This window comes from Enterobacter sp. 120016 (genome assembly GCF_018383635.1).
Classification (GTDB): Bacteria; Pseudomonadota; Gammaproteobacteria; order Enterobacterales; family Enterobacteriaceae; genus Enterobacter; species Enterobacter asburiae_D.
The window spans coordinates 53205-79580 of sequence record NZ_JAHAWC010000009.1; the positions used below are offsets into that span (position 1 = coordinate 53205).

General features: G+C 59.3%; 30 protein-coding genes. 8 read left to right on the forward strand and 22 right to left on the reverse strand.

Annotated elements, in window-relative coordinates; genetic code table 11:
- Position 1: 1 nt before the first annotated feature.
- Genes arnC through arnF form a run of 6 tightly spaced genes read left to right on the forward strand, consistent with a single transcriptional unit; the run spans position 2 to position 6236 of the window.
- Complete coding sequence (gene arnC / locus KIF87_RS14350; protein WP_023333737.1) at positions 2-985, forward strand: undecaprenyl-phosphate 4-deoxy-4-formamido-L-arabinose transferase; 984 nt, start codon at positions 2-4, stop codon at positions 983-985.
- A complete protein-coding gene (gene arnA / locus KIF87_RS14355) occupies positions 982-2964 on the forward strand; it encodes a bifunctional UDP-4-amino-4-deoxy-L-arabinose formyltransferase/UDP-glucuronic acid oxidase ArnA (protein ID WP_213329088.1) in 1983 nt (660 codons plus the stop codon). The genes arnC and arnA overlap by 4 nt, the downstream gene beginning before the upstream one ends.
- A complete protein-coding gene (gene arnD / locus KIF87_RS14360; RefSeq protein WP_032662162.1) occupies positions 2961-3863 on the forward strand; it encodes a 4-deoxy-4-formamido-L-arabinose-phosphoundecaprenol deformylase in 903 nt (300 codons plus the stop codon). The genes arnA and arnD overlap by 4 nt, the downstream gene beginning before the upstream one ends.
- On the forward strand, positions 3860-5515 hold the full coding sequence (gene arnT, locus KIF87_RS14365) for a lipid IV(A) 4-amino-4-deoxy-L-arabinosyltransferase (RefSeq protein ID WP_213329089.1): 1656 nt from the start codon (positions 3860-3862) through the stop codon (positions 5513-5515). Before arnD ends, arnT begins: the two co-directional genes overlap by 4 nt.
- Positions 5515-5850, forward strand: coding sequence for a 4-amino-4-deoxy-L-arabinose-phosphoundecaprenol flippase subunit ArnE (gene arnE, locus KIF87_RS14370; protein WP_047345702.1), 336 nt, complete (start codon positions 5515-5517; stop codon positions 5848-5850). Before arnT ends, arnE begins: the two co-directional genes overlap by 1 nt.
- On the forward strand, positions 5847-6236 hold the full coding sequence (arnF, locus tag KIF87_RS14375) for a 4-amino-4-deoxy-L-arabinose-phosphoundecaprenol flippase subunit ArnF (protein ID WP_213329090.1): 390 nt from the start codon (positions 5847-5849) through the stop codon (positions 6234-6236). Before arnE ends, arnF begins: the two co-directional genes overlap by 4 nt.
- Here arnF and acpT read toward each other — a convergent pair.
- The 20 genes from acpT to KIF87_RS14475 all read right to left on the reverse strand — a co-directional run bounded on the left by acpT (position 6184) and on the right by KIF87_RS14475 (position 23274).
- Entirely contained in the window at positions 6184-6801 is a 618-nt protein-coding gene (gene acpT, locus KIF87_RS14380) for a 4'-phosphopantetheinyl transferase AcpT (protein WP_213329091.1), read from the reverse strand. The two genes, arnF and acpT, sit on opposite strands and share 53 nt — an antisense overlap.
- 2 nt (positions 6802-6803) lie before the next feature.
- Positions 6804-8033 carry a beta-ketoacyl-ACP synthase gene (locus KIF87_RS14385; RefSeq protein ID WP_121426151.1) on the reverse strand — a complete coding sequence of 410 codons (1230 nt, stop codon included), beginning with the start codon at positions 8031-8033 and terminating at the stop codon, positions 6804-6806.
- Positions 8030-8761: a 3-ketoacyl-ACP reductase FabG2 gene (locus KIF87_RS14390; protein WP_213329092.1), complete on the reverse strand. Its 732-nt coding sequence runs from the start codon at positions 8759-8761 to the stop codon at positions 8030-8032. The genes KIF87_RS14385 and KIF87_RS14390 overlap by 4 nt, the downstream gene beginning before the upstream one ends.
- Positions 8758-9231, reverse strand: a complete 474-nt coding sequence (locus KIF87_RS14395) for a hotdog family protein (protein WP_121426149.1) — start codon at positions 9229-9231, stop codon at positions 8758-8760. Before KIF87_RS14395 ends, KIF87_RS14390 begins: the two co-directional genes overlap by 4 nt.
- Positions 9228-10397, reverse strand: coding sequence for a beta-ketoacyl-[acyl-carrier-protein] synthase family protein (locus KIF87_RS14400; protein WP_213329093.1), 1170 nt, complete (start codon positions 10395-10397; stop codon positions 9228-9230). Before KIF87_RS14400 ends, KIF87_RS14395 begins: the two co-directional genes overlap by 4 nt.
- A gap of 1 nt (position 10398) precedes the next feature.
- Entirely contained in the window at positions 10399-10977 is a 579-nt protein-coding gene (locus KIF87_RS14405; RefSeq protein ID WP_213329094.1) for a DUF3261 domain-containing protein, read from the reverse strand.
- Positions 10974-13298, reverse strand: a complete 2325-nt coding sequence (locus KIF87_RS14410; RefSeq protein ID WP_213329095.1) for an MMPL family transporter — start codon at positions 13296-13298, stop codon at positions 10974-10976. Before KIF87_RS14410 ends, KIF87_RS14405 begins: the two co-directional genes overlap by 4 nt.
- Positions 13267-13872, reverse strand: coding sequence for a LolA family protein (locus KIF87_RS14415; protein WP_008503088.1), 606 nt, complete (start codon positions 13870-13872; stop codon positions 13267-13269). Before KIF87_RS14415 ends, KIF87_RS14410 begins: the two co-directional genes overlap by 32 nt.
- On the reverse strand, positions 13869-14291 hold the full coding sequence (locus KIF87_RS14420; RefSeq protein WP_023309526.1) for an acyl-CoA thioesterase: 423 nt from the start codon (positions 14289-14291) through the stop codon (positions 13869-13871). Before KIF87_RS14420 ends, KIF87_RS14415 begins: the two co-directional genes overlap by 4 nt.
- Before the next feature lie 3 nt (positions 14292-14294).
- On the reverse strand, positions 14295-15986 hold the full coding sequence (locus KIF87_RS14425; protein WP_213329096.1) for a glycosyltransferase family 2 protein: 1692 nt from the start codon (positions 15984-15986) through the stop codon (positions 14295-14297).
- Positions 15977-16330: an ApeI family dehydratase gene (locus tag KIF87_RS14430; protein WP_033146841.1), complete on the reverse strand. Its 354-nt coding sequence runs from the start codon at positions 16328-16330 to the stop codon at positions 15977-15979. Before KIF87_RS14430 ends, KIF87_RS14425 begins: the two co-directional genes overlap by 10 nt.
- Positions 16317-17678, reverse strand: a complete 1362-nt coding sequence (locus KIF87_RS14435; RefSeq protein WP_213329097.1) for a class I adenylate-forming enzyme family protein — start codon at positions 17676-17678, stop codon at positions 16317-16319. The genes KIF87_RS14430 and KIF87_RS14435 overlap by 14 nt, the downstream gene beginning before the upstream one ends.
- Complete coding sequence (locus tag KIF87_RS14440; RefSeq protein WP_213329098.1) at positions 17671-18258, reverse strand: COG4648 family protein; 588 nt, start codon at positions 18256-18258, stop codon at positions 17671-17673. The genes KIF87_RS14435 and KIF87_RS14440 overlap by 8 nt, the downstream gene beginning before the upstream one ends.
- Before the next feature lie 6 nt (positions 18259-18264).
- Complete coding sequence (locus KIF87_RS14445) at positions 18265-18516, reverse strand: acyl carrier protein (RefSeq protein WP_121426142.1); 252 nt, start codon at positions 18514-18516, stop codon at positions 18265-18267.
- A 12-nt stretch (positions 18517-18528) separates the two neighbouring features.
- A complete protein-coding gene (locus tag KIF87_RS14450; protein WP_213329140.1) occupies positions 18529-18786 on the reverse strand; it encodes a phosphopantetheine-binding protein in 258 nt (85 codons plus the stop codon).
- Complete coding sequence (locus KIF87_RS14455) at positions 18767-19582, reverse strand: lysophospholipid acyltransferase family protein (protein ID WP_213329099.1); 816 nt, start codon at positions 19580-19582, stop codon at positions 18767-18769. The genes KIF87_RS14450 and KIF87_RS14455 overlap by 20 nt, the downstream gene beginning before the upstream one ends.
- Positions 19579-20301: a beta-ketoacyl synthase chain length factor gene (locus KIF87_RS14460; protein WP_213329100.1), complete on the reverse strand. Its 723-nt coding sequence runs from the start codon at positions 20299-20301 to the stop codon at positions 19579-19581. Before KIF87_RS14460 ends, KIF87_RS14455 begins: the two co-directional genes overlap by 4 nt.
- 67 nt (positions 20302-20368) lie before the next feature.
- Positions 20369-21433, reverse strand: coding sequence for a class I SAM-dependent methyltransferase (locus tag KIF87_RS14465; protein WP_159515068.1), 1065 nt, complete (start codon positions 21431-21433; stop codon positions 20369-20371).
- Between the two features lie 69 nt (positions 21434-21502).
- Complete coding sequence (locus KIF87_RS14470) at positions 21503-21892, reverse strand: lipoprotein (protein ID WP_213329101.1); 390 nt, start codon at positions 21890-21892, stop codon at positions 21503-21505.
- 332 nt (positions 21893-22224) lie between these two features.
- A complete protein-coding gene (locus tag KIF87_RS14475; protein ID WP_213329102.1) occupies positions 22225-23274 on the reverse strand; it encodes an AI-2E family transporter in 1050 nt (349 codons plus the stop codon).
- Positions 23275-23419: 145 nt separating this feature from the next.
- On the opposite strand from KIF87_RS14475, the gene KIF87_RS14480 reads away from it, so the two are divergent.
- Positions 23420-24637, forward strand: a complete 1218-nt coding sequence (locus tag KIF87_RS14480; RefSeq protein WP_213329103.1) for an MFS transporter — start codon at positions 23420-23422, stop codon at positions 24635-24637.
- A gap of 4 nt (positions 24638-24641) precedes the next feature.
- Here the strand turns inward: KIF87_RS14480 and KIF87_RS14485 are convergent, their stop codons facing one another.
- Together KIF87_RS14485 and KIF87_RS14490 are read right to left on the reverse strand one after the other, a co-directional pair.
- On the reverse strand, positions 24642-25199 hold the full coding sequence (locus KIF87_RS14485; protein ID WP_023309515.1) for a DcrB family lipoprotein: 558 nt from the start codon (positions 25197-25199) through the stop codon (positions 24642-24644).
- Between the two features lie 72 nt (positions 25200-25271).
- A complete protein-coding gene (locus KIF87_RS14490; protein WP_032648297.1) occupies positions 25272-25937 on the reverse strand; it encodes a 7-cyano-7-deazaguanine/7-aminomethyl-7-deazaguanine transporter in 666 nt (221 codons plus the stop codon).
- Between the two features lie 167 nt (positions 25938-26104).
- Between KIF87_RS14490 and tusA the strand changes: the two genes are divergently transcribed.
- Complete coding sequence (gene tusA, locus KIF87_RS14495) at positions 26105-26347, forward strand: sulfurtransferase TusA (protein WP_008503071.1); 243 nt, start codon at positions 26105-26107, stop codon at positions 26345-26347.
- The last annotated feature ends 29 nt before the right edge of the window (positions 26348-26376 follow it).

Sequence of the window (26376 nt, forward strand, 5' to 3'; positions counted from 1 at the left end):
TATGTTCAGTGCACCGCCTGTACAAAAAGTTTCCGTGGTCATCCCGGTTTATAACGAGCAGGAGAGCCTGCCCGAACTGATCCGCCGTACAACGGCCGCCTGCGACACGATGGGCAAGGCTTACGAAATTCTGCTGGTGGATGACGGCAGTAGCGATAATTCCGCGCTGATGCTGACCGAGGCCGCGCAGGCTGAAGGCAGCCACATTGTGGCCGTGCTGCTCAACCGCAACTACGGCCAGCACTCGGCGATTATGGCGGGGTTTAGCCACGTCACGGGCGATCTGATCATCACCCTGGACGCTGACCTGCAAAACCCGCCGGAAGAGATCCCGCGCCTGGTCGCCAAAGCCGATGAAGGCTATGACGTGGTTGGCACCGTTCGCCAGAACCGTCAGGACAGCCTGTTCCGCAAGCTGGCCTCACGCACGATTAACCGACTGATTCAGCGCACGACCGGCAAAGCGATGGGCGATTACGGCTGCATGCTGCGCGCCTACCGCCGCCATATTGTCGACGCCATGCTGCATTGCCATGAGCGCAGCACCTTTATTCCGATCCTCGCCAACACCTTTGCCCGTAAGGCAACGGAAATTCCGGTTCTGCACGCCGAGCGCGAGCACGGGGAATCGAAGTATAGCTTTATGCGTCTCATCAACCTGATGTATGACCTCATCACCTGCCTGACCACTACACCGCTGCGTCTGCTGAGCGTTTTCGGCAGCATTATCGCCGTGGCCGGGTTTGCGCTGTCCGTCCTGCTGGTGGTACTGCGACTGGTCTTTGGCCCGCAGTGGGCGGCGGAAGGGGTCTTCATGCTCTTTGCCGTGCTGTTTATGTTCATCGGCGCCCAGTTTGTCGGGATGGGCCTCCTCGGTGAATACATTGGCCGAATTTATAACGATGTTCGCGCGCGTCCGCGCTACTTTATTCAACGTGTTGTCCGTCAGGAACACAAAGCATCTCAAGAGGAAATTCACCCATGAAAGCTGTTGTATTTGCCTATCACGATATGGGGTGCACGGGCACGCTGGCCCTGCTGGAAGCGGGCTATGACATTGCTGCAATCTTTACCCATCCGGACACGGCCGGAGAGAATAACTTTTTCGGCTCTGTGGCGCGTATCGCCGCCGAGCGTGGGATCCCGGTTTACGCGCCGGACGACGTAAACCACCCGCTGTGGGTGGATCGCATCCGCGCGCTCGCGCCTGACGTGATTTTCTCGTTCTACTATCGCAACCTGCTCTCCGACGAGATCTTGGGTCTGGCCGCAAAAGGCGCCTTTAATCTTCACGGCTCTCTGCTGCCTGCCTACCGTGGCCGCGCCCCGCTGAACTGGGCGCTGGTGAACGGTGAAACGGAAACGGGCGTGACGCTGCACCGCATGGTGCGCCGTGCGGATGCGGGCGCTATCGTGGCACAGCAGAAGGTCGCTATTGATGCTGACGAAACCGCGCTGCAGCTGCATCAAAAGCTGCATGCGACAGCACAGGCGCTGCTGCGCGATGCACTTCCAGCTATCCTCAGCGGCACCTTCAGCGAGACCGCGCAGGATGAGAGTAAGGCAAGCATCTTTGGCCGCCGCGCGCCGGAAGATGGTCGTCTGGACTGGAACAAGCCCGCTCGCCAGCTGCACAACCTGGTGCGCGCCGTGACCGACCCGTGGCCGGGCGCGTACAGCTTTGCTGGCGTAAGCAAATTTATCGTCTGGAAATCCCGCGTGCGTGACGACATCCCTGCCGCCAAACCGGGCACCGTCGTCTCTGTCTCTCCGCTGATTGTGAGCTGCGGCGAGCAGGCGCTGGAGATCGTCACCGGACAAACCGACAACGGCCTGTACGTTCAGGGCACGCAGCTGGCGCAGTCTCTGGGTCTGGTGGCCGGGGCGCTGATCACTAGCGCGCCGGTTGTTGCCATCAAACGCCGTACCCGCGTGCTGATCCTCGGCGTGAACGGTTTTATCGGTAACCACCTGACTGAACGTCTGCTCAAAGACGATAACTATGAAATCTACGGTCTGGATATTGGCTCAGATGCGATCAGTCGTTTCCTCGGCAACCCGCGTTTCCACTTCGTGGAAGGGGACATCAGCATCCATTCCGAGTGGATCGAATACCATATTAAAAAATGCGACGTGGTGCTGCCGCTGGTCGCCATTGCCACCCCGATTGAGTACACCCGTAACCCGCTTCGCGTGTTCGAGCTGGACTTCGAAGAGAACCTGAAGATCATCCGTGACTGCGTGAAATACGACAAGCGCATCATCTTCCCGTCCACGTCCGAAGTGTACGGCATGTGTACCGATAAGAACTTCGATGAGGACACCTCCAACCTGGTGGTCGGGCCGATCAACAAACAGCGCTGGATTTACTCCGTCTCCAAACAGCTGCTGGACCGCGTGATTTGGGCCTACGGTGAGAAAGAGGGCCTGCGCTTTACCCTGTTCCGTCCGTTCAACTGGATGGGCCCGCGTCTGGATAACCTGAACGCGGCGCGTATCGGCAGCTCCCGTGCGATCACCCAGCTGATCCTGAACCTGGTGGAAGGCTCGCCAATCAAGCTTATCGAAGGCGGGAAACAGAAACGCTGCTTTACCGATATCAGCGACGGTATCGAAGCGCTGTTCCGCATCATCGAAAACAAAGATAACCGCTGCAACGGTGAAATCATCAACATCGGTAACCCGGACAACGAAGCGAGCATTCGCGAGCTGGCAGAGATGCTGCTGGCCAGCTTTGAACGCCATCCGCTGCGCGATAAATTCCCACCGTTTGCCGGTTTCCGCGAAGTGGAAAGCAGCAGCTACTACGGCAAAGGGTATCAGGACGTTGAGCACCGTAAGCCAAGCATCCGCAACGCGAAGCGCTGCCTGAACTGGACGCCGACGGTGAAGATGGAGCTGACCATTGATGAGACGCTCGATTTCTTCCTGCGCACCGTGGAGCTGTCGGAACAGGACTCATGAAAAAAGTCGGTTTACGCATTGATGTCGACACCTTCAGGGGAACGCGTGACGGCGTACCCAAACTGCTGGAACTGCTGAGCAAGCACGGTGTGCGTTCCAGCATTTTCTTCAGCGTGGGGCCTGACAACATGGGACGCCATTTATGGCGTCTGGTTAAACCGGCATTTCTGTTCAAAATGCTGCGCTCGCGCGCAGCATCCCTCTACGGCTGGGATATTTTGCTGGCCGGCACCGCCTGGCCCGGCAGACGCATCGGCGCGGGTAATGAAGCCGTTATCCGTGAGGCGGCCCGGCTACATGAGGTCGGCCTGCATGCCTGGGATCACCATGCCTGGCAGGCCTGGGCTGGCGTCTGGGATATCCCGCGCCTGTCCCGTGAGGTCGAGCGTGGAATGCTGGAGCTGGAGGCGATTACCGGCCAGCCCGTGCGCTGCTCCGCCGTGGCGGGATGGCGTGCGGATCAGCGCGTCGTGAAAGCCAAAGAAGCCTTCGCGTTTCGCTACAACAGCGATTGCCGCGGAACCGGGCCCTTTTTGCCGCTGTTAGGCGAAAATCGCTACGGTACCGTGCAAATTCCGGTCACGCTTCCCACCTGGGATGAAGTGGTCGGGCGCGAGGTGAAGGCTGATGAGTTCAATCGCTACATTCTGGATCGCATCCATCGTGACGCCGGTACGCCGGTGTATACCATCCATGCCGAAGTGGAAGGGATTGCGTATCAGCATGATTTCGATGAACTGCTGACGATGGCCGCTCAGGAGGGCATTGAATTCTGCCCGTTGAGCGAGCTGCTGCCGGACGACCTCAGCACCCTGCCCGTGGGTAAAGTCGTACGCAATGAAATGGCTGGCCGGGAAGGCTGGCTTGGCTATCAACAAACCGTGAGTCCGGTCCCATGAAAACAGCCCGTTATGGCTTAGCGCTTCTCGCACTGTTTATCGTTTACTACCTCATTCCGGTCGATGTCCGTCTGCTTTGGCAGCCTGATGAAACGCGCTATGCGGAAATCAGCCGCGAAATGCTGGCATCCGGAGACTGGGTTGTCCCGCATTTTATGGGGCTGCGTTATTTTGAAAAACCGATTGCTGGCTACTGGATCAACAGTATCGGGCAGTTGTTGTTCGGGCACACGAACCTTGCCGTGCGCGCCGGGTCCATATTCTCCACCGGGGTAGCGGCGCTGCTGGTCATCTGGATGGCCTGGCGTCTCTGGCGAGATAAGCGGACAGCCATTTTCGCCGGTCTTATCTTCCTGACCCTGTTCCTGGTGTATGGCATCGGCACGTATGCGGTGCTGGATCCTATCATCACCCTGTGGCTGGTGGCGGCGATGTGCAGCTTCTGGCTGGCGTCACAGGCCCAAACCGTTGCCGGAAAAGCGGGTGGCTATGTGCTGCTTGGGCTGGCCTGCGGGATGGGGGTGATGACCAAAGGCTTCCTGGCGCTGGCGGTACCGGTGATTGGCGTGCTGCCGTGGGTAATTGCCCAGAAGCGCTGGAAAGAGGTGCTGATTTTTGGCTGGCTCGCGATCCTGAGCTGCGTGCTGATTGTTCTGCCGTGGGCGCTGGCCATTGCGCAGCGTGAGCCTGATTTCTGGCGTTACTTCTTCTGGGTTGAGCATATTCAGCGTTTTGCCCAGAGCGACGCGCAGCACAAAGCCCCGTTCTGGTACTACATACCGTTCCTGATTGCGGGCAGCCTGCCGTGGCTTGCGCTTTTGCCCGGCGCGTTTCGTCTCGGCTGGAATGACAGACAAAACGCGGGTGGCGGGTTCTATCTGCTGGGTTGGGTGGTGATGCCGCTGCTGTTCTTCAGCATCGCCAAAGGCAAGCTGCCGACCTATATCCTGCCGTGCTTTGCCCTGCTGGCTATCCTGATGGCGCGCTATGCCTGCCTCGCGGCGGAGAAAGGCGCCAAAGCGTTACGCATTAACGGCGGGATTAACCTGGCGTTTGGCGTTATCGGCGTGGTGGCGGCGCTGGTGGTCTCGCCGTGGGGACTGTCGAAGCATCCGGTCTGGACGTCGGTTGAACTGTATAAAGTCTTCTGTGCGGTGGTGGCGTTCCTTATCTGGGCGGCGGTAGGCTGGTTTACGCTCAGGCAGAGTCAGCAGCGCTGGTGGCTGGCGGCACTGTGCCCCGCAGGGCTGGCGCTGCTGATTGGTTTTGCCATTCCAAACATGGTGGTGGATTCCAAACAGCCGCAGTCGCTGGTGGATACCGTGCGCGAGCCGCTGCAGGAGAGTCGGTTCATCCTTGCCGATAACGTTGGGATCGCGTCCGGTATTGCCTGGGAGCTGAAGCGTAATGACATCACGCTCTTTGGTCAGACGGGCGAGCTGCGCTACGGGCTGGATTATCCGGACGTGAAAGATCGTTTTGTCAGTAAAGATGATTTTGCACAATGGCTGGCGGAGCATCGTCAGCAGGGCCGCGTGTCGCTGGTGATCCTGCTGTCGAAACACGACGATATTTCGCAGTCTAACCTGCCGAAACCGGACAGCCTGTATATCCAGGGCCGTCTGGCCTACCTGCAGTATCTGCCGAAGTGATGACCTGGATCTGGCTGATACTGGCAAGCTTGCTCAGCTGCGCGGGGCAGCTGTGTCAGAAACAAGCCACCCGTCCGGCGAAAGCCGGGCGGCGTGGGGCGCATATCGCGCTGTGGCTGGGTCTGGCACTGCTGGCGCTGGGGAGTGGCATGCTGGTCTGGCTGGTAGTCCTGCAACGCCTGCCTGTCGGCATTGCCTACCCCATGCTGAGCCTCAATTTTGTCTGGGTGACGCTGGCGGCGAAGGCATTCTGGCGTGAGAACGTCGCGCCGCATCACTGGCTGGGGGTGGGGTTCATCATCATTGGGATTATTGTCCTGGGAGGGAGCCTGTGAAAGGAGCGTTCTGGGCATTATGCAGCGTGCTGTTAGTCAGCGCGGCGCAGCTGTTGCTGCGCGAGGCCATGCAGGCATTGCCACCGGTCAGTGAGGTCCTGGTGTTTGTTTCCGCGCTGTGGCACTTCTCGTCCGGCACCGGTGCGCTGATGCTGGGGTTGATGGGGTACGTGGCCTCGATGGGCTGCTGGTATCTGGCGCTGCACCGTATGGCGCTCAGCAAAGCCTATGCCCTGCTGAGCCTCAGCTATATTCTGGTGTGGGCCGCCGCGATCCTGCTGCCGGGCTGGGAGGAGCGTTTCTCCTGGCACGGGCTGGTGGGGGTCGGGTTTATTATTCTGGGCGTGTTAGTGATTTTTCTGCCCCGAACGTCCCAACGTGAATAATCGACTCGTTGGTCAGGGTATAAGGGGTCGATGTGCAGACGGCAAGGCTCAGCGAGCCGACCTGTAGCTGACTGACCGCGTGCGTCTGCGCGGTGCTGTCGATGCTGACAATCTGCCAGGCGCTGCCGCCACGCTGTTTCACAATCGCTTCTTTCCGCGTCCAGATACGCCAGAACGCGGAAAGCCGTTCCTCGGGCGCTTCACGCTCCAGCTCATCATGCTCGGTCATGCTAAATACCGCATTAGCCAGCGCCTGCCAGTTCTTCCTCGGGCGAATCACTTCGATATCACAGCCGACTTCGCCTTCATCGCTCATCAGCAGGGCGATATCGTCACCGCTGTGGCTCAGGTTGAACCACAGCGGATCCCCCTTCGCAAAGGCCGGTTTGCCCTGCTCGCCGTAAATGATGTCGGGAAGCGGGCGAGGGGATAGCGTTCTGGCGAGCAGCGTCCTCCCGGCCAGCCAGGAGGCCTGTCGGGCGCCCTGAGGTGCCCTGTCTGCGAGCGTTGACGCCAGCGGGTCCGCGCAAAGAGTGGAGATTTTTCCCAGTACAAACTGGTACATAGTTACGCCCAGCGTTTAATGATAATCGAGGTGTTGATGCCGCCAAACGCGAAGTTATTGCTCTGCAGATACTCGCAGTCAATCTGACGGGCTTCTCCCATAATATAATCTAAAGCACCGCATTGCTCATCCGGCTGCGTTAAATTGAGCGTTGGGGCAAACCAGCCTTCACGCATCATCTGCAAACTCATCCACGCTTCCAGCGCGCCGCAGGCCCCTAACGTATGGCCAAAATAGCTCTTCAGCGAGGAAACCGGCACGTTGTCACCATAGATAGCCGCGGTGGCCAGACTTTCGGCGATATCACCGCGATCGGTGGCGGTACCGTGCGCGGAGATATACCCCATATCCAGGGCGCTTAATCCCGCCATGGCCAGCGACTGCTCCATGCAAATCTGCATGGTTTCACGCTGAGGCTGGGTGATATGGGCCGCGTCACAGTTAGTGGCAAAGCCCACGATTTCACCGTAGATCGTGGCCCCGCGCGCTTTGGCATGCTCCAGCTCTTCGAGGATCAGGGTACCCGCACCTTCTCCAATCACCAGACCATCGCGCTGCGTATCAAATGGCGATGGGGTGTGTTTAGGCGCGTCATTGCGCTGGCTGGTGGCGAAAAGCGTATCAAATACCGCCGCTTCAGATGGACACAGCTCCTCAGCGCCCCCGGCAACCATGACGGTCTGATAGCCGTGGCGGATCGCCTCCCAGGCGTAGCCAATCGCCTGGCTGCCGGAGGTACAGGCGCTCGACGTCGGGATAACGCGGCCGCGTAACCCAAAGAACAGGCCGGTATTCACCGCGGTCGTGTGCGGCATCATCTGGACGTAGGTTGTCCCGGTGATGTTATTGGTGTGCTTTTCGGTGAGCATGGTCGCGAATTCGCTGACCGGTCCGGTACTGCCCGTGGATGAGCCATAGGCGATACCCGTTTGCCCGTTGGTGAGCACCGCTTCGCCAATCAGTCCCGCCTGCTCCAGCGCCAGCTCGGTGGCGCGGGTCGACATCAACGATACCCGGCCCATGGCGCGAATACGCTTGCGGGTATAGTGTTCCGGCAGCGTGAAATCGTCGATCGGCGCGCCCAGCAGGGTGTGCAGGCCATCATACACCTGCCATTCCGGCATTTTACGCACCGCGTTTTCATACGCCAGCAGCCTGCTGGAAACGGATTGCCAGTTTTCGCCAAAGGCGGTCACGCCGCCCATGCCCGTAATCACCACGCGACGCGTCATAGCATTCCTCCGTTAATGGAAATGACCTGGCGGGTGACGTACCCCGCAATATCTGACATCAGATAGCTTGCCAGCCCGGCGACTTCCTCAGCCTGGCCCATACGTTTCATTGGAATGATGGACATCGCCTCTTTCAGCGCGGCCTCTTCCATCTCAATCATGCCGGTATCAATCAGCCCCGGGGCAATACAGTTCACGGTGATTTTGCGTTTTGCCAGCTCGATCGCCAGCGCTTTGGTGGCGCCGATAATGCCCGCTTTCGCCGCGCTGTAGTTCACCTGCCCGCGGTTGCCCATCACGCCGGAGACGGACGATAAGGTGATAATGCGCCCCCCTTTACGGGTGCCAATCATCGGCATAACGCAGGGGTGAATGACGTTATAAAAACTGTCGAGGTTGGTGTGGATAACGCTGTCCCAGTCGTCTTCACTCAGTGCCGGAAAGGCGCCGTCGCGGGCGATCCCGGCGTTACTGACCACGCCATACCACGCGCCATGGGCTTCAATTTCCTGCTCCAGCACCACGCGGCACTGTTCGCGGTTGCCCACATCAAAGGCGAGTAAACGACCGTTGCCACCCGCCTGCGTGATGGCGTCCAGCGTCTCCTGCGCGCCTGCGGCATCACGATGATAATGCACGCCTACGGTAAACCCGTCGGCGGCAAGCTGGCGGGCGATGGCGCGCCCTATGCCTTTGCTGGCCCCTGTGACCAGTACGGAACGACTCATGCGTTAGATCCCTGATTAAAAAGCGATGTTAATTCTTCTGCGCTCGGCTGGAAGGTGTTGACCCGGCCCGTGGCCAGCGTCTCTTCATCTGCGGAAATCGCGCATTCAAAACTGCCGAAGCGTTCGTCCTGCATCAGCAGTTTTACGGTGATTTCCAGCGTCAGCCCCTGCGTAAAACGCCCGCTGGCGCAGATCAGCTCGCGCGCGCCGAGCACCATGCCCAGCGAAATATGATCCTGCCCCTGCTGCTGGCGATGCCAGCCCGACCAGACGCCGACGGTCTGCGCCATCAGCTCGAGCGCGTACCAGCCCGGCAGGTCGCCATCGGCATTCAGAAACGGTGCCAGGACGCTGTGCCTGTTGACCGCAACGCGGCAAACTGCCGTGTCGTCCGTGACGCACTCAACGGACTCCAGCAGCATCATTGGCGCATCGTGCGGCAAATAGTCGACGGGTGATAGGTAGCTCATGACGCTCTCCCCAGCAGAATGCTGGCGTTATTGCCGCCAAACGCGAACGAGTTAGACAAAATGACCGGCTTTTTCAGGGCGGCGCGCTGGTGCAGCAGGCCGCACGGCGCCAGCGTGTCGTCCGGTGCGTAGCGGGCAAAGTCCTGTGGCGGCAAGGGCAGATCGCGCGTCAGGATCAGCCAGCTCAGGGCCGCTTCGGTAATGCCGGCAGCGCCCAGCGTATGGCCGGTAAGGTGTTTGGTGGAGCTGCAGGGCACGCTTTCCCCGAAGAGATCGTGAACGACCTGCGATTCAATCTGATCGTTGAGCGGCGTGGCCGTGCCGTGCAGGTTGATGTAGCCGATATCTTGCGGCTGCATGCCCGCTTCGTTAAGCGCCTGAGCGATAGCCCTTATCGCCCCTTCGCCCTGCGGATGCGGAGCGGAAATATGGTAAGCATCGCTGGATTCGCCCGTCCCGAGCAGCGCCACGTCGGCGGGCTCACGGCTCAGCACCATCAGCGCGGCGGCTTCACCAATGGTGATCCCCCGACGGTCGCGGCCGAACGGCTCGCAGAGCGTAGGGGAGAAGGATTCAAGGCTGTTAAAACCGTTGACGGGCATTCGGCTCAGGGTATCTGCTCCGCCGACAATGGCGATATCCACCAGCCCGGCTTCGATCAGGCGCTTGCCGCCGATCATCGCCCGCGCGCTGGAAGAGCAGGCCGTCGAGATCGTATAGGCCGGGCCTTCGAGCTGAAGCCAGTTGGCGAGAAAGCGGGACGGATCGCCAAGCTCCTGCTGCGGATACTGCCAGGGCGTGCTGGTCTCGCCGTCGGTCATGCGCCTAACGTGCTCATCGCCTTCATCCAGCCCGGAGGTGCTGGTTCCCAGCACCACGGCCACGCGGTCGCGACCGACGCGGGCGATGGCCTCGTCGACGGTCGACTGAATCTGTGCCAGCGCGGCCAGCAGCAGCTGGTTGTTGCGGGTGCGGTGTGCGGAGAAGGTGTCCGGGATGGTCGGCAGCTCGCCTTCCACGCCGCCCAGTACGGCTTCGGGTGAACCCTGCAGCCAGCCTGTCCGGGCGTGCATCCCCGGCGCCACGCCAGCCGTCAGGTTCGCGGCAATCTCGTCAGGCGAGTTGCCCAGCGCGTTGACCATGCCAACGGCGGAAATATAAATCATCTCAGTCACCCAGATATTGAATGGTGATGTGGTATTTGAACACGTGCTGCTCGATGCTGATCGGCTCGCGCTTGCCTTTGCGCTGCAGGTAGACAATCTCCGTCACCAGCTTGCCGCCGGCGTTGCGCAGCTCGCGTCGATCGCCATTGTCCGTTAACGTCCAGCCCTTCGGCAACTGCGGCTGCCAGGCGCTAATCGGCCAGTGGCTGAGCATCACGTCGGCCAGCACCTGGCTGGCGGGCGGCAGCTGCGGCACGACGATCGACTGCTCGGTATGAATACCGGCCTCATCGTACGTCGCCAGGAACAGGCGAATGCCCACGGAAGAGAGCCCGGCCAGCGTCACCTTATGCGCATCCGCGTTGAGCATCACCAGCAGAGACTGCGTTTGTCCGTTAAAGCTGCCGGTCAGCAGCTGTTGGGAGCTGACCGCCGGGCTAATGCCGGGTGGCGGGAGCGTAACTTTAGTTCCCGGCTGGAGCCAGGCCTGGGGACGCGTCTCATTGGTATCGGTCGAATGGCTACAGCCTGCCAGCAGCAGCGCCGCGGCCAGCGCGGCGGCGCGGTAAAAAGCGTTCATTTACGTTTTCTCTCTTTCTTATCCGGCATCGCCAGCGGAGCCAGCAGGAAGGCGGTAAAAATACCGCTCACCAGCACGATACCAAAGCTGCTGATGGCCTGGGTGGCGCTGAAGACGAGCATGCCCAGCGTGAGCAGCGTGGTCATCATCGCCAGCGTAATCGCCAGCATTGAGGTCAGCGGCGTACCGCGCGGGTTGCTGAAAAACAGCGTGTAGTTAATGCCGATGCCGAGCACCAGAACCAGCGCCAGCAGTGAAAACAGGTTCACCGGGTGGCCCGTTGCGGCCAGGACCGCCAGCCCGCAACTCAGCGACAGCACGGACGGCACCAGGCTTATTAGCCCTTTACGCCAGCCGAGGCGCAGCATTGCCCCGCAGGCAATCACCGCCAGCGCGGCAAACAGTAGCCCCGTCAGCAGCGTGCGGTAGAGGGCAAACAGGCTGTCAAAGCTGGCTTTGCGATCGACCCAGACGACGCCGTCATGGCCCGCGGCCAGTTCACCGAGGTAGGCGCTGTTTTTCGCGCCGTCCACCGGCACCAGCACGCCGCTTTCCCCGTCGGGCAGGGTCAGCCAGAGCAGACGCCAGCCTTCGCTGGCCGGGCTTTTCAGCCACGCGTCCACGCTGACCGGCATGGCGTCGAGATTCGGGGATACGGCGTTAAGCCCGGCGCTTTTCAGCACGTTCGTTACCGCAGGGGCAGCGTCGCGCAGCAGCGTAAGATCGCTTTTCTGGCGGGCCAGCGAGTTCAGCGGCAGGGTACGCCAGCGGGCAATCTCTCCCGCTTTTTGCGCCTCCGCCAGCGCCGGGGTAAAGGCTTCCAGCCGCTCCAGCGTTTGCTGAGGCGAGGCGCCATGGACCACAAACCATTTCTGATCGACGCTCTGTCCGGTCAGGGCGGTAATGGCCTTCTCCTGCGCCAGAATATCCTTCGGCAGGGCCTGCAGCTGGGCGATGTCGTCGTCCACCCTCAGGGTACTCATCCCCACGGCGGAGAGCAGCGCCAGAGCGACGGGGAGACCAACGGACAATTTTTTATTGCGCCGCCAGGCGGCCAGCCAGCGCAGCATCAGGACCATCAGCGGAACCGGGCGCACCGGTAAACCCCGGCACAGCCACGGATGCCAGAAAATCACCGTCAGGCAGGAGGCGCTCAGCCCCACGGCGGCGAACACCGCCATCTGGCGGATCCCGGGGAAGGGGGCCAGCATCATTATCAGGTAGGCGGCGACGGTCGTCAGCAGCGCCAGCAGCAGCGCATTGCGCACTTTCGCCAGGCTTTGCCAGGGGGAGTGCTCCGCGCCGTGCACCATCCGTTCGGTCAGGTAGTAGAGCGTATAGTCGGCTGAAATACCGATGATGCTCATGCTCATCACCAGCGTCATCAGGTGCAGTTCGCCAAAGAGCAGCAGCGTCACCACCGTGCCCGCCAGCGCGCCGATGGCAATCGAGAGCACGCTCAGCAGCAGCGGGCGCAGAGAGCGGAATACCGCCACGATGAGCAGGAACACGCCAAGCAGGGTGGCGATGCCCAGCGTCGAGACGTCGCGTTTGGCCTGCTGGCTGGCGTAATCGCTGTAGAACACGGTCCCGCGCGAAAGCAGCTGTGCCTGAGGGTAACGGGCTTTTAGCGTCTCCTGCAGCGCGTTAAGCGTTGTCACCAGCCGGTGGGTCTGCTGCATATCAAATGACGATCCTGCCAGCTCGCCGTGAAGCAGATACCAGTAGTTTCCCGCCTCATCTTTTGTGACCAGCCAGCCGTCCATCAGCCGCAGCTTCTGGCTATTTTGTGCCAGCGCGAGCTGGGAGCCGCGCATCAGCATCAGGGGATCGTTTTGCAGCTCTTTGCCGCTGACGCCGGAAAAGGCCGAATAGAGCTGAGATAAAATCCACTGCGCCTGTGCTTCTCCGCCGTTTTGCAGGCGGGCGCGGGTGGCGGGATCGATCAGGCCGTTGCGGTGCTGCCAGAAGAATTCTCCCCAGGCCTTTTGCCCGGCGGCGTCCATCGGGCCTTTGACCTCGCTGAGCGCGTCGCTGCTTTGCAGCAGCGCCAGCCACTGCTGCGCCACGCGCGGATCCGGCTCTTTGCCGGGGCTGACCAGCCAGACCAGCTGGCGGTCGAGACGCTGCATAAATCCATCGTTGAGCGCTGGCGGGATCGCCCCCAGCGTCTGTTTCGGCAGCATGGCCAGCACGCTGCTGTTCAGACGCGCGCCGGGCAGCAGCGACAGCAGCACGCCCAGCAGAATCAGGCATAGCGTGGCCCACAGCAGCGCCGGGCGCAGGGATTTACGGTGCGGCAAAGCGTTGGCGTTCGTCATCGGTCAGGCTGGCGGGCGTCAGTTGGTGGCGTGAAAGGGCGATATCGGTACGGTCGCCCTGTTTGTCGTTGAGACGAATCGTCTCCAGATAGGTCGCACCGCCCAGATCGAGGGTGGCGAAAATCTTGTCCAGCGGCGTCGTTTTTGGCGTAAGCACCAGCGACCAGCGGCCCGCGCCCAGGTCTTTAAAATCGATGCGGAAGTTCTCTTCAAGCACCTTGCGGTCAGCCTGGAACAGGGCCCGCAGAAGATGGTTGAACTGGAACATCTGCGGATTATTGTCGGCAGTGATGGTCTGCGGCGGCTGGCCGTTAATTGCCTGAACCATCCGCTTGTCATCGAGCAGGAGCGTCATCGGAAACGGCGCTTTTTGATCCCACAGCAGGCCGCTGTCGCGGGCGATCAGCATCTCGCCCTGCGAGCGCAGCGGCTGCGGCATATCTTTTATCGTGCGAACCTGTTCGAAGTGCGCGCGCACGACAGGCTGCTCGGTGAAGCGCTGCTGCAGTTCATCCAGCGTCACGGCGCTGACCAGCGGGCTGACGATCAGCGCCAGCAAAGGCAACCATTTCATGGCGTCACTCCCATTCGTTCAAACAGTATTGCCGGGCTCACAAAGCACATTTCGCGGGTAGCTTCTTCTACCGCTACCTGGATGGTGTAACCGGTCGTGGTGCGTTTGCCGGTCTGCGCATCGAAAATTTGATAGGCAATGCGCAGGCGGTTTTCATACTCTTCAACGTGCGCGCGGACGCGAATACGCTGCTCAAAGGTCACCGCATCGCGGTATTTCACCCGGGTATCGACGACGGGCCAGACGTAGCCGGAGGCCTTCATCTGGCGATAGCCATAGTCAAACTGATTGAGCAGCGCCTCGCGGGCGATCTCAAAGTAGCGGAAATAGTTACCGTGCCAGACCACGCCCATCATATCGACGTCGTGGAACGGAACGGTGATCTCGACTTCAGTCGTAAAGCGGGGATCGGTCAGCACCCTTTACTCCTTCTCTCTGGACTCTGGCAGATGCCAGAAATCGAAAAAATTAAACCAGTCGAGCGGCGACATGAGGGCGTAATGCTCCAGCCGCTGCGCGTAGCGATCGACGGTATCCTGCAGTGCCTGCTGGCGTTCACCGCGCGGCAGGCGCAGCGGGTCGGCAAACGGTTCGCAGTGCAGGGTGAGCTTCCCCTGCTGGTGCAGGGCAAAAATCAGCACCACCGGGCAGCGCAGGATAGAGGCCAGGATAAACGGCCCCTGTGGGAACGGCGCAGGCTGGCCCATGAACGGACTCCAGATCACGCGCCACTCGCCGCCACGCTGCGGATTCACCGCGATGCGATCGCCCACAATGGCGACCCACTCTCCGCGCTCAAGCTTCTCTTTGATGGCAATCGCGGTGTCCGGGCCGATGTCGGTAACCGACATCAAGTTCACGCTGGCCTGGGGCGCCATTTCGCTCATAATTTGCTTAAAGCGCTGGGCGTTTTCGCTGAAGACCAGGGCGTTGATGATTTTGCTGTCTTCGAGCTGAGCCAGCGCCCGGCAGGCTTCTACGTCGCCAAGGTGCGAGGCGAGCAGGAGCTTGCCCTGCGGCGCCGCGATATCTAGCGCTTCGCTCGCGCCGGGGGCAAAGACCACGTCGCGATCAAACTTCAGCTCACCGCGCCAGCTGGCGACTTTATCCAGCATCGCATTGCCGAAGCGCATAAAATGGAAAAAGCTGTTGAGCCGTGAGGGAACAGGCATGTTCCGCTGACGCAGCTCTTGCTTCACTCTCTTAATCCACTGCCGCGAGGCCTGCCGCGCCGGACGCGCGATAAGCCAGTACACGCCGATTGTTGGCCACAGCAGCACGGTAAAGGCCCGTCGCCCCAGCAGTTCCCAGACGCGCAGCAACAGTCGCATCCCCCACAGCCCCTTGACCTCGTCCTGCTGCGCCCAGTGCTGGCGGCGTCGACGGAAAAGCAGGCCGGGCATGCGGGGCAGCATGCCGAAGAACAGCCGGGTATGCATCAGGGAGATCCGCACGTTATCTTTTAACGCGTCGAAGTGGGACAACCCGTCCTGCGGATAGGTGACGCGGGTGGGCAGAAAGACGCTGGTGTTGCCCTGCCAGTAGAGACGGACCATTACTTCGGTGTCAAAGTCCATGCGTTTACCGAGCTGCTCACGCGCTGCCAGCCGCAGCGTGGGCGCGACCGGGTAGACCCTAAAGCCGCACATGCTGTCTTTAAGCTGCAGGGATAAGGTCTCAATCCACACCCAGACGTGGGTTACCCAGCGCCCGTAGAGTCGCGAGCGTGGAATAGAATCATCGTAAATGGGCTGGCCGGAAATCAGCGCGTCCGGGTGGCGCTCCGCCAGCGCCAGCAGTTTGGGAATATCTTCGATGGCGTGTTGACCGTCCGCGTCCACCTGCACGGCGTGGGTATAGCCCGCGCACGCGCACGCCTCCAGCCCCCTGATGACCGCGGCACCTTTCCCGGCGTTTTGCGCCAGACGGATCAGCGTCATCTGCGGCTGCTCCGCCGCCAGGCGTTCGAGCTCCTGACGGGTGATCGCTTCGCTGCCGTCATCCACCACCAGGCACGGCAGGCCGAACGGTGCGAGACGCGACAGCACGCTGGCGATCATGGCACCGTGGTTGTAGCACGGGATCAGCACGCAGGGGCGAAAGATCACTGACATAGACGGATTTTTCCGCTGCTGGCGGTATGGCGTTCCGCCCCGGCGTGACGCTGGTAGCTGAAGGTCAGCATCTGACGTTCGGCATGCCACTCAAGCACCAGCGTCACCGTGGTTTCCGGCAGCAGAGGCGCCTGGAACTTCACGTTTTGAATGCTGTGAAAGCGGTAGCCCGGTGCCAGTAAGGTCGTGGCGTAGTGCATCACCCAGTCAAGCTGCGCAACCCCGGGCAGCAGCGGCTGTACGGCAAAATGGCCCTGAAACCAGAACAGCGCCGCGTCGAGATGCAAAATGATTTCCAGCTTCTCCGGCTGTGTCTGGTGGCGCTCAATTTCATGAATTTTCATGAAATAACTCCTCTAACTGCGCATAGACACGCTTGTTCATACTGTTTACCGGCATTTCATCGACAATGCGCCAGTAGCGCGGAACGGCGACCGGCTCAAGCCACGGCAGCAGGGCGCGACGCCAGGCAAATTCCTGCGCTTTTTTATCCTGCATATATCCGCGCTGACGAACCGCTTCGTCCAGGACCAGCAGTGCGCCAATTCCCTGACGGCCTCCGCGCGTGACCGGCAGTACAGCCGCTTCGCAAATGCCGTCGAGCTCCAGCAGGCGACGTTCGATCTCGTTAAGCGAGATGCGCTTTTCTTCAATTTTGACCACCCGCCCGCGACGACCGGCGATGCTGAACAGCCCCTCGCTGTCGAAGTGGAGGATATCGTCCAGCTGGAGTCCTTCTTCCTCATGGATCAGTGGCGACGTGACGCGACAGGCTTCCTCTTCCTGATGGAAGATAACGCCGGGGAACGCGAGCCACGGCACGTTATCCTGCTGGCGATGGCGCCAGGCGAGGATCCCGGTTTCGGTACTGCCATAAATTTCGTCCGGCCAGATGTTAAGCCAGCCCGCGGTGGTGGAGACGTCACACCAGGGCAGCATTCCGCCTGCTGAAATCAGCATCCTGACGGGCGGCGCGGCCAGCTCGGTATCCAGGCGCTTCAGGAACGCCGGGCTGCTGATGAACAGGTAATGCCTGTCATGAGGAAGAGCGGCCAGCTGCTCTGCGTAGTAGAGCATCGCGGCATGCAGCGGCAGGCCCAGCGCCATCGGCAATACGATGCGGAAAGTCAGGCCGTACAGATGTTGCGGTACGACCGAGGCGACAACGCTACAGCTGGCCAGACGCTCGCCGAAGCGGTCAGCCAGCAGACGGGCTTCACGATCCAGACTGACGATGTGCTTAATCACCCGGCGCGGGGTACCCGTGGAGCCGGAGGTGAACAGCTCAACGAAGCGGCTTTCGTCAATTTCCGGCAGGGGCGTCCAGCGGCTAGCCGTCTGATGGCTGGAGGCCACCACGATCAGCTGCCCATGGAAGCCGAGAGTCCGATCGCTCAGAACGCCGCTAAACAACGCCTGCTGTTCTTCAAGCTGCGAGACGCGGCTATGGCCGGGAATGACCGGCGTTTTACCGGCGTGCAGCGAGGCCAGCAGCGCAACAATAAACAGGTAGCTGTTTTCAAAGCACAGCGCCCAGCGCTCGCCATCCTGCTGACGCAGGGTGGCGACCAGTAAGGTCACGTCGTGGCGCAGCTGGCCCAGCGTCCAGGTACGATCGTCAAGCCAGGCTACGGGCGTATCGTCAGGGCGCGGCGCGTTTAGCCACTGGCCCAGCGGAAGGGGGTTAGTCATTGTGCATCTCTTTTTTTATCACCCGTTGGCGCACCAGCCACTCTGTCGCCATCAGCGTCCCCATCAGGATGTAGGCCACCATACCGTTCCACAGCGTCCACAGACGCATGTCGCCGTGGAGGACGGTGAACAGCGCCATCGCGCCGTTACCGATGAAAAAGCCGCACCAGACGAGGGTCACCTTGCGGGTATAGCGCACGCCCTCCGGGGGCAAATTTGGCTCGCGCAGGCGCGCCAGCCGTTCGACAAGCGGCATCGCGGTCCACAGCGACCCCCCGAACACGGCCAGCATCACCAGGTTGACGACCACCGGGTAGAGCAGCAGCCACTGGTGGGTTTTCAGCAGGTAGCTGGCCGCGCAGAGCGCGATACCCGCCAGCGCCACGCACTGCACCACATAGCGCATCGGGCCAGCGTTCCGCTGCGACTGACGCAGCCGCAGCAGCAATACCAGCGCCATCACCGGTAACAGCCACTGCAGGCTGTTGTGCGTCAGCCCAAATCCAATCAGGAAGGGCCACGCCAGCAGCATCAGCCCCGTCAGCAGTGGGATGACCGGGAACGTCCGTCCACCACGCACGGTGTCTTATTCTTCGCGCAGAAGCTGTTCGACGGCGTCAACCACATCCTGAACGGTACGAACCGATTTAAAGGTTTCCGGCTTGATTTTCTTGCCCGTTTTTTTCTGCAGATGAACAATCATGTCCACCGCATCAATGCTGTCCAGCTCCAGGTCTTCGTAAAGACGGGCTTCGGGCGAAATATCCTGCGGGTCGATTTCAAAAAGCTTGGTCAGAAGACCACAGACTTCCTGATAAATGGTTTCTTGTTCGGTCATCGTGATCACATCTCAGGCGCGTTGAGCGTTAATAAAGGACGCCAGCGTGGCGACGGAAAAGAAGTGCTGGCGCATCTCTTCGCTTTCGGCGGAAAGCACCACGCCATACTGGTATTTCACGGCCAGACCCAGTTCCAGCGCGTCGATAGAGTCGAGACCCAGCCCATCGCCAAACAGCGCGGCATCGGTGTCAATGTCCTCTGCGGTAAGCTCGTCCAGATTCAGCGTGGTGATAATGAGATTCTTAATTTCAAGATAAAGCGCTTGCATCATTAATTCCTGACAAAGATTGAAGGCCTGATGTTAATCGATGCTGTAGATGCCGGTTTAACTGCCTTGCCGCCAGCGCCGGTTCTTGTTCATTTGCATCGTAAAATTCGTCGATGTTCACGCGGTCGCGGACATCCACGGTGAAGACAGGTTTTTCTGGCGGTACATCATACCAGCGACTTTTTTTATCCAGCAGGTGCTCGCTGCAGTGGATCAGCACCACCCGCAGATCGCTGTTACAGCGCACGGCGATATTTGCCGCGCCGCGCTGGAGGGAGATAGCCTCGCCAAACCGGGTACGCGTGCCTTCCGGGAAGATTAACAGCGTGTCGCCCTGAGCCAGACGCTGCTGGCTGGCCGCGAGCAGAGGCTCGGCTTCGCTGTTAATCAGGTAATCCGCCGCGCGGATAACGCCGCTGACAAACGGGTTGCGCAGCAGCGCGCTCTTCACCAGACAGTCGGTTTCCGGCATCACCGACGCCAGAATCACGTAGTCAATTAACGTGGGGTGGTTAGCCACCACCAGACAACCCCGATCGCTGCGCAGCGCGTCAAGATTGTGAATGCGATAGTCCAGTACTCCGAGGCTGCGCGCCACGGTCAGGAAGAAGCGGAAGCTGGCCGCAATGCTGCGACGCGCCAGGCGACGACGGCTGGCGCGGTCGCGCTGGACGATCAGGAGCAGGTTGAACCAGACCAGCGACAGCAGCAGCCCGCCCACGCCAAACAGCGCGAAGCAGAAGCCGGTCATCGCCAGACGCCATAACCAGTTGATACGGGCGGCCAGGCGATTCATGCGCGCGTCCATTGCCACAGCAAACGTTCGCCGGGCACCACAAACTGACGTTCCTCTCTGAGATAGCGTTGCAGGAACATCAGGCTTTGCGGCAGGGCGGGTTCTTCACCCGTGCTGCCGCTGCGGGTTTCGCACTGCAAGTTGTTGCCGGATTCAATCACCAGCGCCAGCGCGTACGGCCAGGTGGGCATCTGCGGCGGTAGCGCCGGATGGTAAAATTCCGGCAGCGCGCCGTCAAAATCGACCAGCAGGACGCGGGAGTAGCCCGCATGCAGCAGGCTCAGCACTTCGCATAAGGCCTGCTGGAAGGTGTCCAGCCCGGCAGAAATGGATGACGAGACGATGGGCTGGCGTGCGGTAATCGTGAGATTGCCCACCGCGGAATTGTGCACGGACATGGCGAAGTCGGTGGGGGAAACGGACTGCCCGGTCGCCAGAGCATGCAGAATACGGTAGTTGCGCTCCAGCTCGCCGTGACGGCTGGCATAGACGACGGCATCAATGGCGTGGTTTTGCAGCATGGCAAGACCAATATCCACCGCCAGCTTACTGCCTGAATTGAGGCGGCGCGCGGTCATCATGGGTAAAGCGGTCAGCCGGGGAAGCGGGGCCGCTGGGTCAACGGCCAGCTGCAGGCGCGACCACGCCTGCCACTCTGTGGCATCGCTGAGTCCTGGCGCTCTCGCCTGCCAGTCGATAATGTTCAGTGAAAATTTCATCTACGCGCGTCCGCGAAAAAAACCGTATTCAAAGGGCAGGCTGGGCCACCCGGGCAGCTAAGCTGCTCTATTGTTCACGTTTGGTGCATATCAGCAGGGTATGACCGACCCCAAGGTTGTCCAGCCGCTGTTCAACGCTGAAACCTGCGCTCTCCAGATAGCGATAAAACTTCTCTACGCTGTAAAACCGGCTATTACCATTCGCCATACAGGTGAAATAGAGCGAGGTGGCATTCAGGCTGAAAGAGGCCGCTTCAAATTTCTGGGCATCCCAGAAAAGCTCCATGATGCACAAACGTGCGCCTGGCTTCATGACCTGTGCGACGCGCGTCAGCATGGCGACAATCTGATCCGGAGAGAAACAATCCAGGAACTGGCTCATCCACCAGACGTCGGCGTCACCCGGCAATGCTGCTGGGCTAAGCATATCGACAGCATGGAATGCAATACGATGAGAAAAACCTGCTTTTGCGATGTTTTCCTGCGCCAGCGCTATCTGCTGCGGCAGATCGAGGATCGTCACGGCAACATTTTCGTCATAGCGGCAGCAGCGTAACGACCATTTACCCGTATTTCCGCCCACATCGTACAATTTTGTCGGCGAGCTTGCGAATATATATGGCAACGCAGCGTCAAAAGCGGCGTCAGAATAGTAATGATCGAAGGCGAACCAGCTCTCTTTCGCCGGAGCCGGTAATTGGGATAAGGCCGGGTAGATGGTTGGCCAGTTGCCAAACACGGCTAATCCGGCAGGCTTTTCTTCCTGCAGGGCGTCCGCCAGGTGAAATAGTCCCTGGTAACAAACGTCCTGAGTGAAATCCATATTTACGCGGGTCATTTCGTCGTGCAGTAAAAAATGGCCCACTTTCGCCAGAAAATAACGTCCATTCTGTTGGGTAACGATTCGACCGCTTAATCCCATATCCAGCAGTACGCTGACACCATAGCCGCCGAGCGTGCTGTGTTCGGTTATTTCCTCGAGGCTGGCACCCTGTTTACCTTGTTTATCGAGCCAGGCGAGAACGCCTGAGTTACGCAGACAAAGCGCAGTCTGGAATAACATCGGGGCAAAGGCGATGCGCTGCGCTTCGGTAATGGCATCCAGTGCGCTGAGTGTGTCCTTTTCGTACATTACTGCGTAACCTTTTAGGGCAATAAAGAGAGGTTATCGGGCCATACGCGGCCCGACTTTAGAAAAAAATTACAGCGCGGCGCCAGCGGAGAGGTTCAGCTGAATATCGTGGTCGAGGTTATTCACCCAGCGGTTATAATTTTTGTGAATTTTACCGTCTGCCGCTTTCAGGTTAAGGCTGTTTTCATAGTTGATTGAATAGCTTGTTGCCGTGTACGGAATACTCACCTGGACCGAGTGATCGCGTGACTGCAGACGTCCCTTAATCACCCCAGGACCCGCTTCCGTCATGATCCAGTCACGCTTCTGGCCTGCTTTCAAAATTGCCGTTTTTACCTGTTCGGCAGAATGACCCGCACTGACAATAGAGTGAACCTGAGCGATTGGGGCGGTACGCGCACAGCCTGCCAGTGCGCCAACGAATACGGCAGCAGCACACCATTTAACGATCTTTTTCATCAACAACTCCATATCAATAATAACAATTAAAGGTAGTGGTTTTTACAAATAATATTCATCCGGCGTATCGTTTGCGCCAGATGTATTTTTAATCAATATTAATGTTTGCATTACGTTGACGCGAAGACGGGCATAATATCATGGAAAATAAATAAGAATTTCATTTTTTATAATTTGCGTTAAATCATGAATTGCGTATCAACATAATGCGCGTAGCGTAAATAAAGACAGGGCGAATATCGCCTTAACGCAAATAAAAATACCGCGACGGATTAAGGTCGCGGTAATTTACGGCGTATTACTGACGGTTTAAACCTACCTGTACAGGTAGGTTACCCGGGTAGCCGGCTTTTCGGTCTCCCCGGCCCGAGCAGGATCGCCAGCTTGCTGCCGCCTTTGGTGGTTTCCATCCAGATTTTACATACGCTGGTCAGCGGGACCGAAAGCAGCATGCCGACCGGGCCCAGCAGCCATCCCCAAACCAGTAAGGATAAAAACACCACCAGCGTCGACATGCCCAGCCGGTGCCCCATCATGCGCGGCTCAAGAATATTGCCCAGCACCATATGCACGACGAGGAACAGCGCGCCGACCAGCATACATTCGTAGAAGCCGTTAAACAGAAACGCCTGAATCATCGGCGGCACGGCGGAAAGCACCGCGCCAATATTGGGCACGTAGTTCAGCAGAAAGGCCAGCACGCCCCACATCAGCGCGAACTGCACGTCCATCAGCATCAGCCCCAGCCAGACAATCACCCCGGTCCAGACGCTCAGGAGCGTTTTCAGCGCCAGGTATTTGGAGACGCCCTTCAGTGCCCGGTGTAATCCCGCAATGTGAATTTGTGGATTGTTCAGTGCAAAGCGCAGCTTATAAGGGACGTGGCGGACTTCGAACAGCATGAACACCACCGTCATGACCAGCAGCAGAATGCTGGCCATCGCGCCGGAAAGCCCCGTCATTAAGGTGGTGGCGTAGGTCATAACCTTCTCTGAATCCATCCGGCGCAGCATCCGTTCGGGTGAGATATGCAGATTAAGGAAGGGCACCATCTCCTGCAGTGCGACAATCTTACGCGTCAGCTCTTTGTTGTACTGCGGCAGCATGGTGGAGAATTCGCTCAGCGATGCCGCCAGCACGCCGAAGAGCGCCGTCAGGGCAATCAGCATCACGATGACGACGATGGTGATGGCTACCGGACGGCTGACGCCCCGGCGTAAAAACCAGGTGACCAGAGGATTAAGCACAATGGCAAAAAAGAGCGCCAGCAGGAGCTGAACAATAATGTCGGCGGCAGCATGGATACCCGCAAGGATAACCACCAGACAGGCGAGTTTTAATAAGATGTGAAGTCCTGTTTTGTCGGACGGGTTAGCGATCATGCGTGTTCCTTAATGTGATGACCCGGTAAGTGTAGTGCCCGGGCTCCGCTTCGTCTGGGGCCGTTAATCTGAAAGTCGGGGCTGATTTTCTTATTGCGCCGTGGTAATAGTGAAACACTGTTGTAAAAAACCCAGGTAGAACCCCATGCCCGAACCTGCCGCTGAACCGGCACTGAGCGGACTGCGCCTCAATCTGCGCATCGTTTCCGTTGTGATTTTCAACTTTGCCAGCTATCTGACCATTGGCCTGCCGCTGGCGGTCCTGCCGGGCTATGTCCATGACGTGATGGGCTTCAGCGCCTTCTGGGCGGGGCTGGTGATTAGCCTGCAATATTTCGCCACGCTCCTCAGCCGCCCGCATGCCGGGCGCTACGCGGACACGTTCGGTCCAAAAAGCATCGTGGTGGTGGGACTGTGCGGCTGTTTCCTCAGTGGCCTGAGCTATCTGCTGGCTGCCGCAACCAGCCACTGGCCGCTGGTCAGCCTGGCGCTGCTCTGCCTGGGCCGCGTCATTCTGGGCATTGGGCAAAGTCTGGCGGGAACCGGCTCGACGCTGTGGGGCGTGGGGGTGGTAGGCGCGCCGCACATTGGCAGGGTGATCTCCTGGAACGGGATTGTCACCTACGGTGCGATGGCGCTCGGTGCGCCGCTCGGCGTGGCCTGCTATGCGCTGGGGGGGCTGTATGGGCTGGCCATCACCATCATGGTGGTCGCGCTGCTGGCGATCCTCTTTGCGCTGCCGCGCCCGAAAGTGAAGGCCAGCAAAGGCAAGCCGCTGCCGTTTCGGGCGGTGCTGGGGCGCGTCTGGCCGTACGGCATGGCCCTGGCGCTGGCGACCACCGGCTTCGGCGTGATCGCGACCTTCATTACTCTGTTCTACGACGCCAAAGGCTGGGACGGCGCGGCCTTTGCGTTAACCCTGTTCAGCTGTGCGTTTGTTGGCGCCCGCCTGCTTTTCCCTAACGGCATCAACCGTCTGGGCGGGCTGAACGTGGCGATGATCTGCTTTGCGATAGAGATTGTCGGGCTGCTGCTGACCGGAATAGCAATGGTGCCCTGGGTCGCGAAAGTGGGCGTGTTCCTCGCGGGGGCAGGCTTTTCCCTGGTCTTCCCGGCGCTGGGCGTGGTAGCGGTAAAAGCCGTGCCGCAGCAGAATCAGGGGGCGGCGCTGGCGACCTATACGGTGTTTATGGATATGTCTTTAGGCATTACCGGCCCGCTGGCGGGGCTGGTGATGGCCTGGGCAGGGGTTCCGGTGATCTATCTTGCCGCGGCGGGCCTGGTGGTGATTGCGCTGCTGCTGACGTGGCGGCTAAAAAAATGGCCCCCGGTGCAGGCACCGGAGGCCACGTCATCGTCGTGAAGGGTTACTGGATCACGATGGTGTTAATGATGTTTTCAGCAGCCGTCTGCGCTTTCTGCTGATCTTCCGCTGGCAGGGTGATCTGCAGGGTCAGCAGTTTGTTATCGACCTTGCCCAGCACCACAGAAGAGTAAGCGGTCTGGCCTTTTGCAGAGATGATGCTGTCGAGCTGTTGCAGCGTGTGGCCTTTCAGCTCGATGGATTTATTGGTGACGACCTGCAGCTGCGGATCGCGGCCGCGCTGCTGATCTTCCAGACGTTTGGACAGAACGGCCAGATCTTCGCTGGTGTCGTCGCCCACAATCACAATGACCGCTTTCTGCCCGGTTGCGTCGGAGTACACGTGCATGTTGTTCGCCTGGGTGCCCAGCTTGCCGCTCTGGTCAGTCATATCGGCTGGCAGAGAGAAACTGAGTTTGCCATCCATCAGATTCACCGGCTGGCCGGTCGCGTTGCTCTCTGCGGATGCGCCCTGAGCAGGCGTTTTCGTGTCGCTGTTATCACAGGCTGCAAGACCCACAACCAGCAGGCCAATCCCGACATATTTAACCAGATTGCGCATTGACTTCTTCCTTTCGATAAACGGCCATAACGGCTCATTCGCTCATCTTATCACAACTGATAAAGCGAACCCTTAACCAGCCTGCAATGCCGTGATTTCAGATTTATCTGCCAGCCTTTTCAGCAGCATATTGAGCAGCACGCCGTACATCGGCAGGAAGAAGACAATGCTGATAAGGACCTTGAAGCAGTAGTCCACCAGCGCGATTTCCATCCAGTGTTCAGCCATGAACGCATCCGGGCTGCGCCAGAAGGCGATGAAGAAGAAGGCCAGCGTATCGCTCACGTTACCGAACAGCGTGGAGGCGGTTGGTGCCATCCACCAGCGATGGTTCTGACGCAGGCGGTTAAACACATGCACGTCGAGGATCTGCCCCAGCGCGTAGGCCATAAAGCTTGCCGCGGCGATACGGGCAACAAACAGGTTGAAGTGGGTTAACGCCTCAAAGCCCTGCCAGCTTCCCATATAAAACAGAGAGGAAATCACGTACGAGATGAATAGCGCCGGGAGCATGACCGAAAAAATAATGCGGCGAGCCAGCGGTGCGCCAAAGATACGCACGGTCAAGTCGGTCGCGAGGAAAATAAACGGAAAACTGAACGCGCCCCAGGTGGTATGAAAACCAAAGATGGAGATCGGGAGCTGCACCAGATAGTTGCTGGAGGTGATCACCAGCAAATGGAAAAGCGAAAGCCAGAACAACGCTTTTACGCGCTGTGATTCAGAAAACGACGTCATATTGTGACCTTTTTATACGTTGGGGTGAGGGAACCCAATAAAAACCGCAGCATGATACTGCTTTGGCAGGACATTGCAATGGTTAGTTTTTACGCAATCGTTAACCTGGTTTGCATTGATCGCAACCGGGCGTAAACTACAGCCGTTTTTACCAGACCGAGAAGACCATGACCGACCTGTTTTCCAGCCCAGACCACACTCTTGATGCCCAGGGCCTTCGCTGCCCGGAACCGGTAATGATGGTACGCAAAACCGTGCGCAACATGCAGACCGGTGAAACGCTGCTGATTATTGCCGATGACCCGGCCACGACCCGCGATATTCCCGGCTTTTGTACCTTTATGGAACATGAACTGGTGGCACAGCAGACCGAGGCGCTGCCGTACCGGTATTTGATTCGTAAGGGTTAGATGGGCTGTCCTCTGCGGCCTGATGCCCT

Excerpts from the sequence above, each read along its gene's own strand:
- KIF87_RS14390 (WP_213329092.1), bottom strand. The coding sequence starts at position 8,761 with ATGAGTCGTTCCGTACTGGTCACAGGGGCCAGCAAAGGCATAGGGCGC.
- arnA (WP_213329088.1), top strand. The coding sequence starts at position 982 with ATGAAAGCTGTTGTATTTGCCTATCACGATATGGGGTGCACGGGCACG.
- KIF87_RS14405 (WP_213329094.1), bottom strand. The coding sequence starts at position 10,977 with ATGAACGCTTTTTACCGCGCCGCCGCGCTGGCCGCGGCGCTGCTGCTG.
- KIF87_RS14425 (WP_213329096.1), bottom strand. The coding sequence starts at position 15,986 with ATGTCAGTGATCTTTCGCCCCTGCGTGCTGATCCCGTGCTACAACCAC.
- KIF87_RS14395 (WP_121426149.1), bottom strand. The coding sequence starts at position 9,231 with ATGAGCTACCTATCACCCGTCGACTATTTGCCGCACGATGCGCCAATG.
- arnE (WP_047345702.1), top strand. The coding sequence starts at position 5,515 with ATGACCTGGATCTGGCTGATACTGGCAAGCTTGCTCAGCTGCGCGGGG.
- arnT (WP_213329089.1), top strand. The coding sequence starts at position 3,860 with ATGAAAACAGCCCGTTATGGCTTAGCGCTTCTCGCACTGTTTATCGTT.
- KIF87_RS14430 (WP_033146841.1), bottom strand. The coding sequence starts at position 16,330 with ATGAAAATTCATGAAATTGAGCGCCACCAGACACAGCCGGAGAAGCTG.
- KIF87_RS14400 (WP_213329093.1), bottom strand. The coding sequence starts at position 10,397 with ATGATTTATATTTCCGCCGTTGGCATGGTCAACGCGCTGGGCAACTCG.
- KIF87_RS14415 (WP_008503088.1), bottom strand. The coding sequence starts at position 13,872 with ATGAAATGGTTGCCTTTGCTGGCGCTGATCGTCAGCCCGCTGGTCAGC.
- KIF87_RS14460 (WP_213329100.1), bottom strand. The coding sequence starts at position 20,301 with ATGAAATTTTCACTGAACATTATCGACTGGCAGGCGAGAGCGCCAGGA.
- KIF87_RS14410 (WP_213329095.1), bottom strand. The coding sequence starts at position 13,298 with ATGACGAACGCCAACGCTTTGCCGCACCGTAAATCCCTGCGCCCGGCG.
- KIF87_RS14480 (WP_213329103.1), top strand. The coding sequence starts at position 23,420 with ATGCCCGAACCTGCCGCTGAACCGGCACTGAGCGGACTGCGCCTCAAT.
- KIF87_RS14470 (WP_213329101.1), bottom strand. The coding sequence starts at position 21,892 with ATGAAAAAGATCGTTAAATGGTGTGCTGCTGCCGTATTCGTTGGCGCA.
- KIF87_RS14490 (WP_032648297.1), bottom strand. The coding sequence starts at position 25,937 with ATGACGTCGTTTTCTGAATCACAGCGCGTAAAAGCGTTGTTCTGGCTT.
- arnD (WP_032662162.1), top strand. The coding sequence starts at position 2,961 with ATGAAAAAAGTCGGTTTACGCATTGATGTCGACACCTTCAGGGGAACG.
- KIF87_RS14485 (WP_023309515.1), bottom strand. The coding sequence starts at position 25,199 with ATGCGCAATCTGGTTAAATATGTCGGGATTGGCCTGCTGGTTGTGGGT.
- KIF87_RS14445 (WP_121426142.1), bottom strand. The coding sequence starts at position 18,516 with ATGACCGAACAAGAAACCATTTATCAGGAAGTCTGTGGTCTTCTGACC.
- acpT (WP_213329091.1), bottom strand. The coding sequence starts at position 6,801 with ATGTACCAGTTTGTACTGGGAAAAATCTCCACTCTTTGCGCGGACCCG.
- tusA (WP_008503071.1), top strand. The coding sequence starts at position 26,105 with ATGACCGACCTGTTTTCCAGCCCAGACCACACTCTTGATGCCCAGGGC.
- KIF87_RS14450 (WP_213329140.1), bottom strand. The coding sequence starts at position 18,786 with ATGCAAGCGCTTTATCTTGAAATTAAGAATCTCATTATCACCACGCTG.
- KIF87_RS14455 (WP_213329099.1), bottom strand. The coding sequence starts at position 19,582 with ATGAATCGCCTGGCCGCCCGTATCAACTGGTTATGGCGTCTGGCGATG.
- KIF87_RS14385 (WP_121426151.1), bottom strand. The coding sequence starts at position 8,033 with ATGACGCGTCGCGTGGTGATTACGGGCATGGGCGGCGTGACCGCCTTT.
- KIF87_RS14475 (WP_213329102.1), bottom strand. The coding sequence starts at position 23,274 with ATGATCGCTAACCCGTCCGACAAAACAGGACTTCACATCTTATTAAAA.
- KIF87_RS14435 (WP_213329097.1), bottom strand. The coding sequence starts at position 17,678 with ATGACTAACCCCCTTCCGCTGGGCCAGTGGCTAAACGCGCCGCGCCCT.
- KIF87_RS14465 (WP_159515068.1), bottom strand. The coding sequence starts at position 21,433 with ATGTACGAAAAGGACACACTCAGCGCACTGGATGCCATTACCGAAGCG.
- arnC (WP_023333737.1), top strand. The coding sequence starts at position 2 with ATGTTCAGTGCACCGCCTGTACAAAAAGTTTCCGTGGTCATCCCGGTT.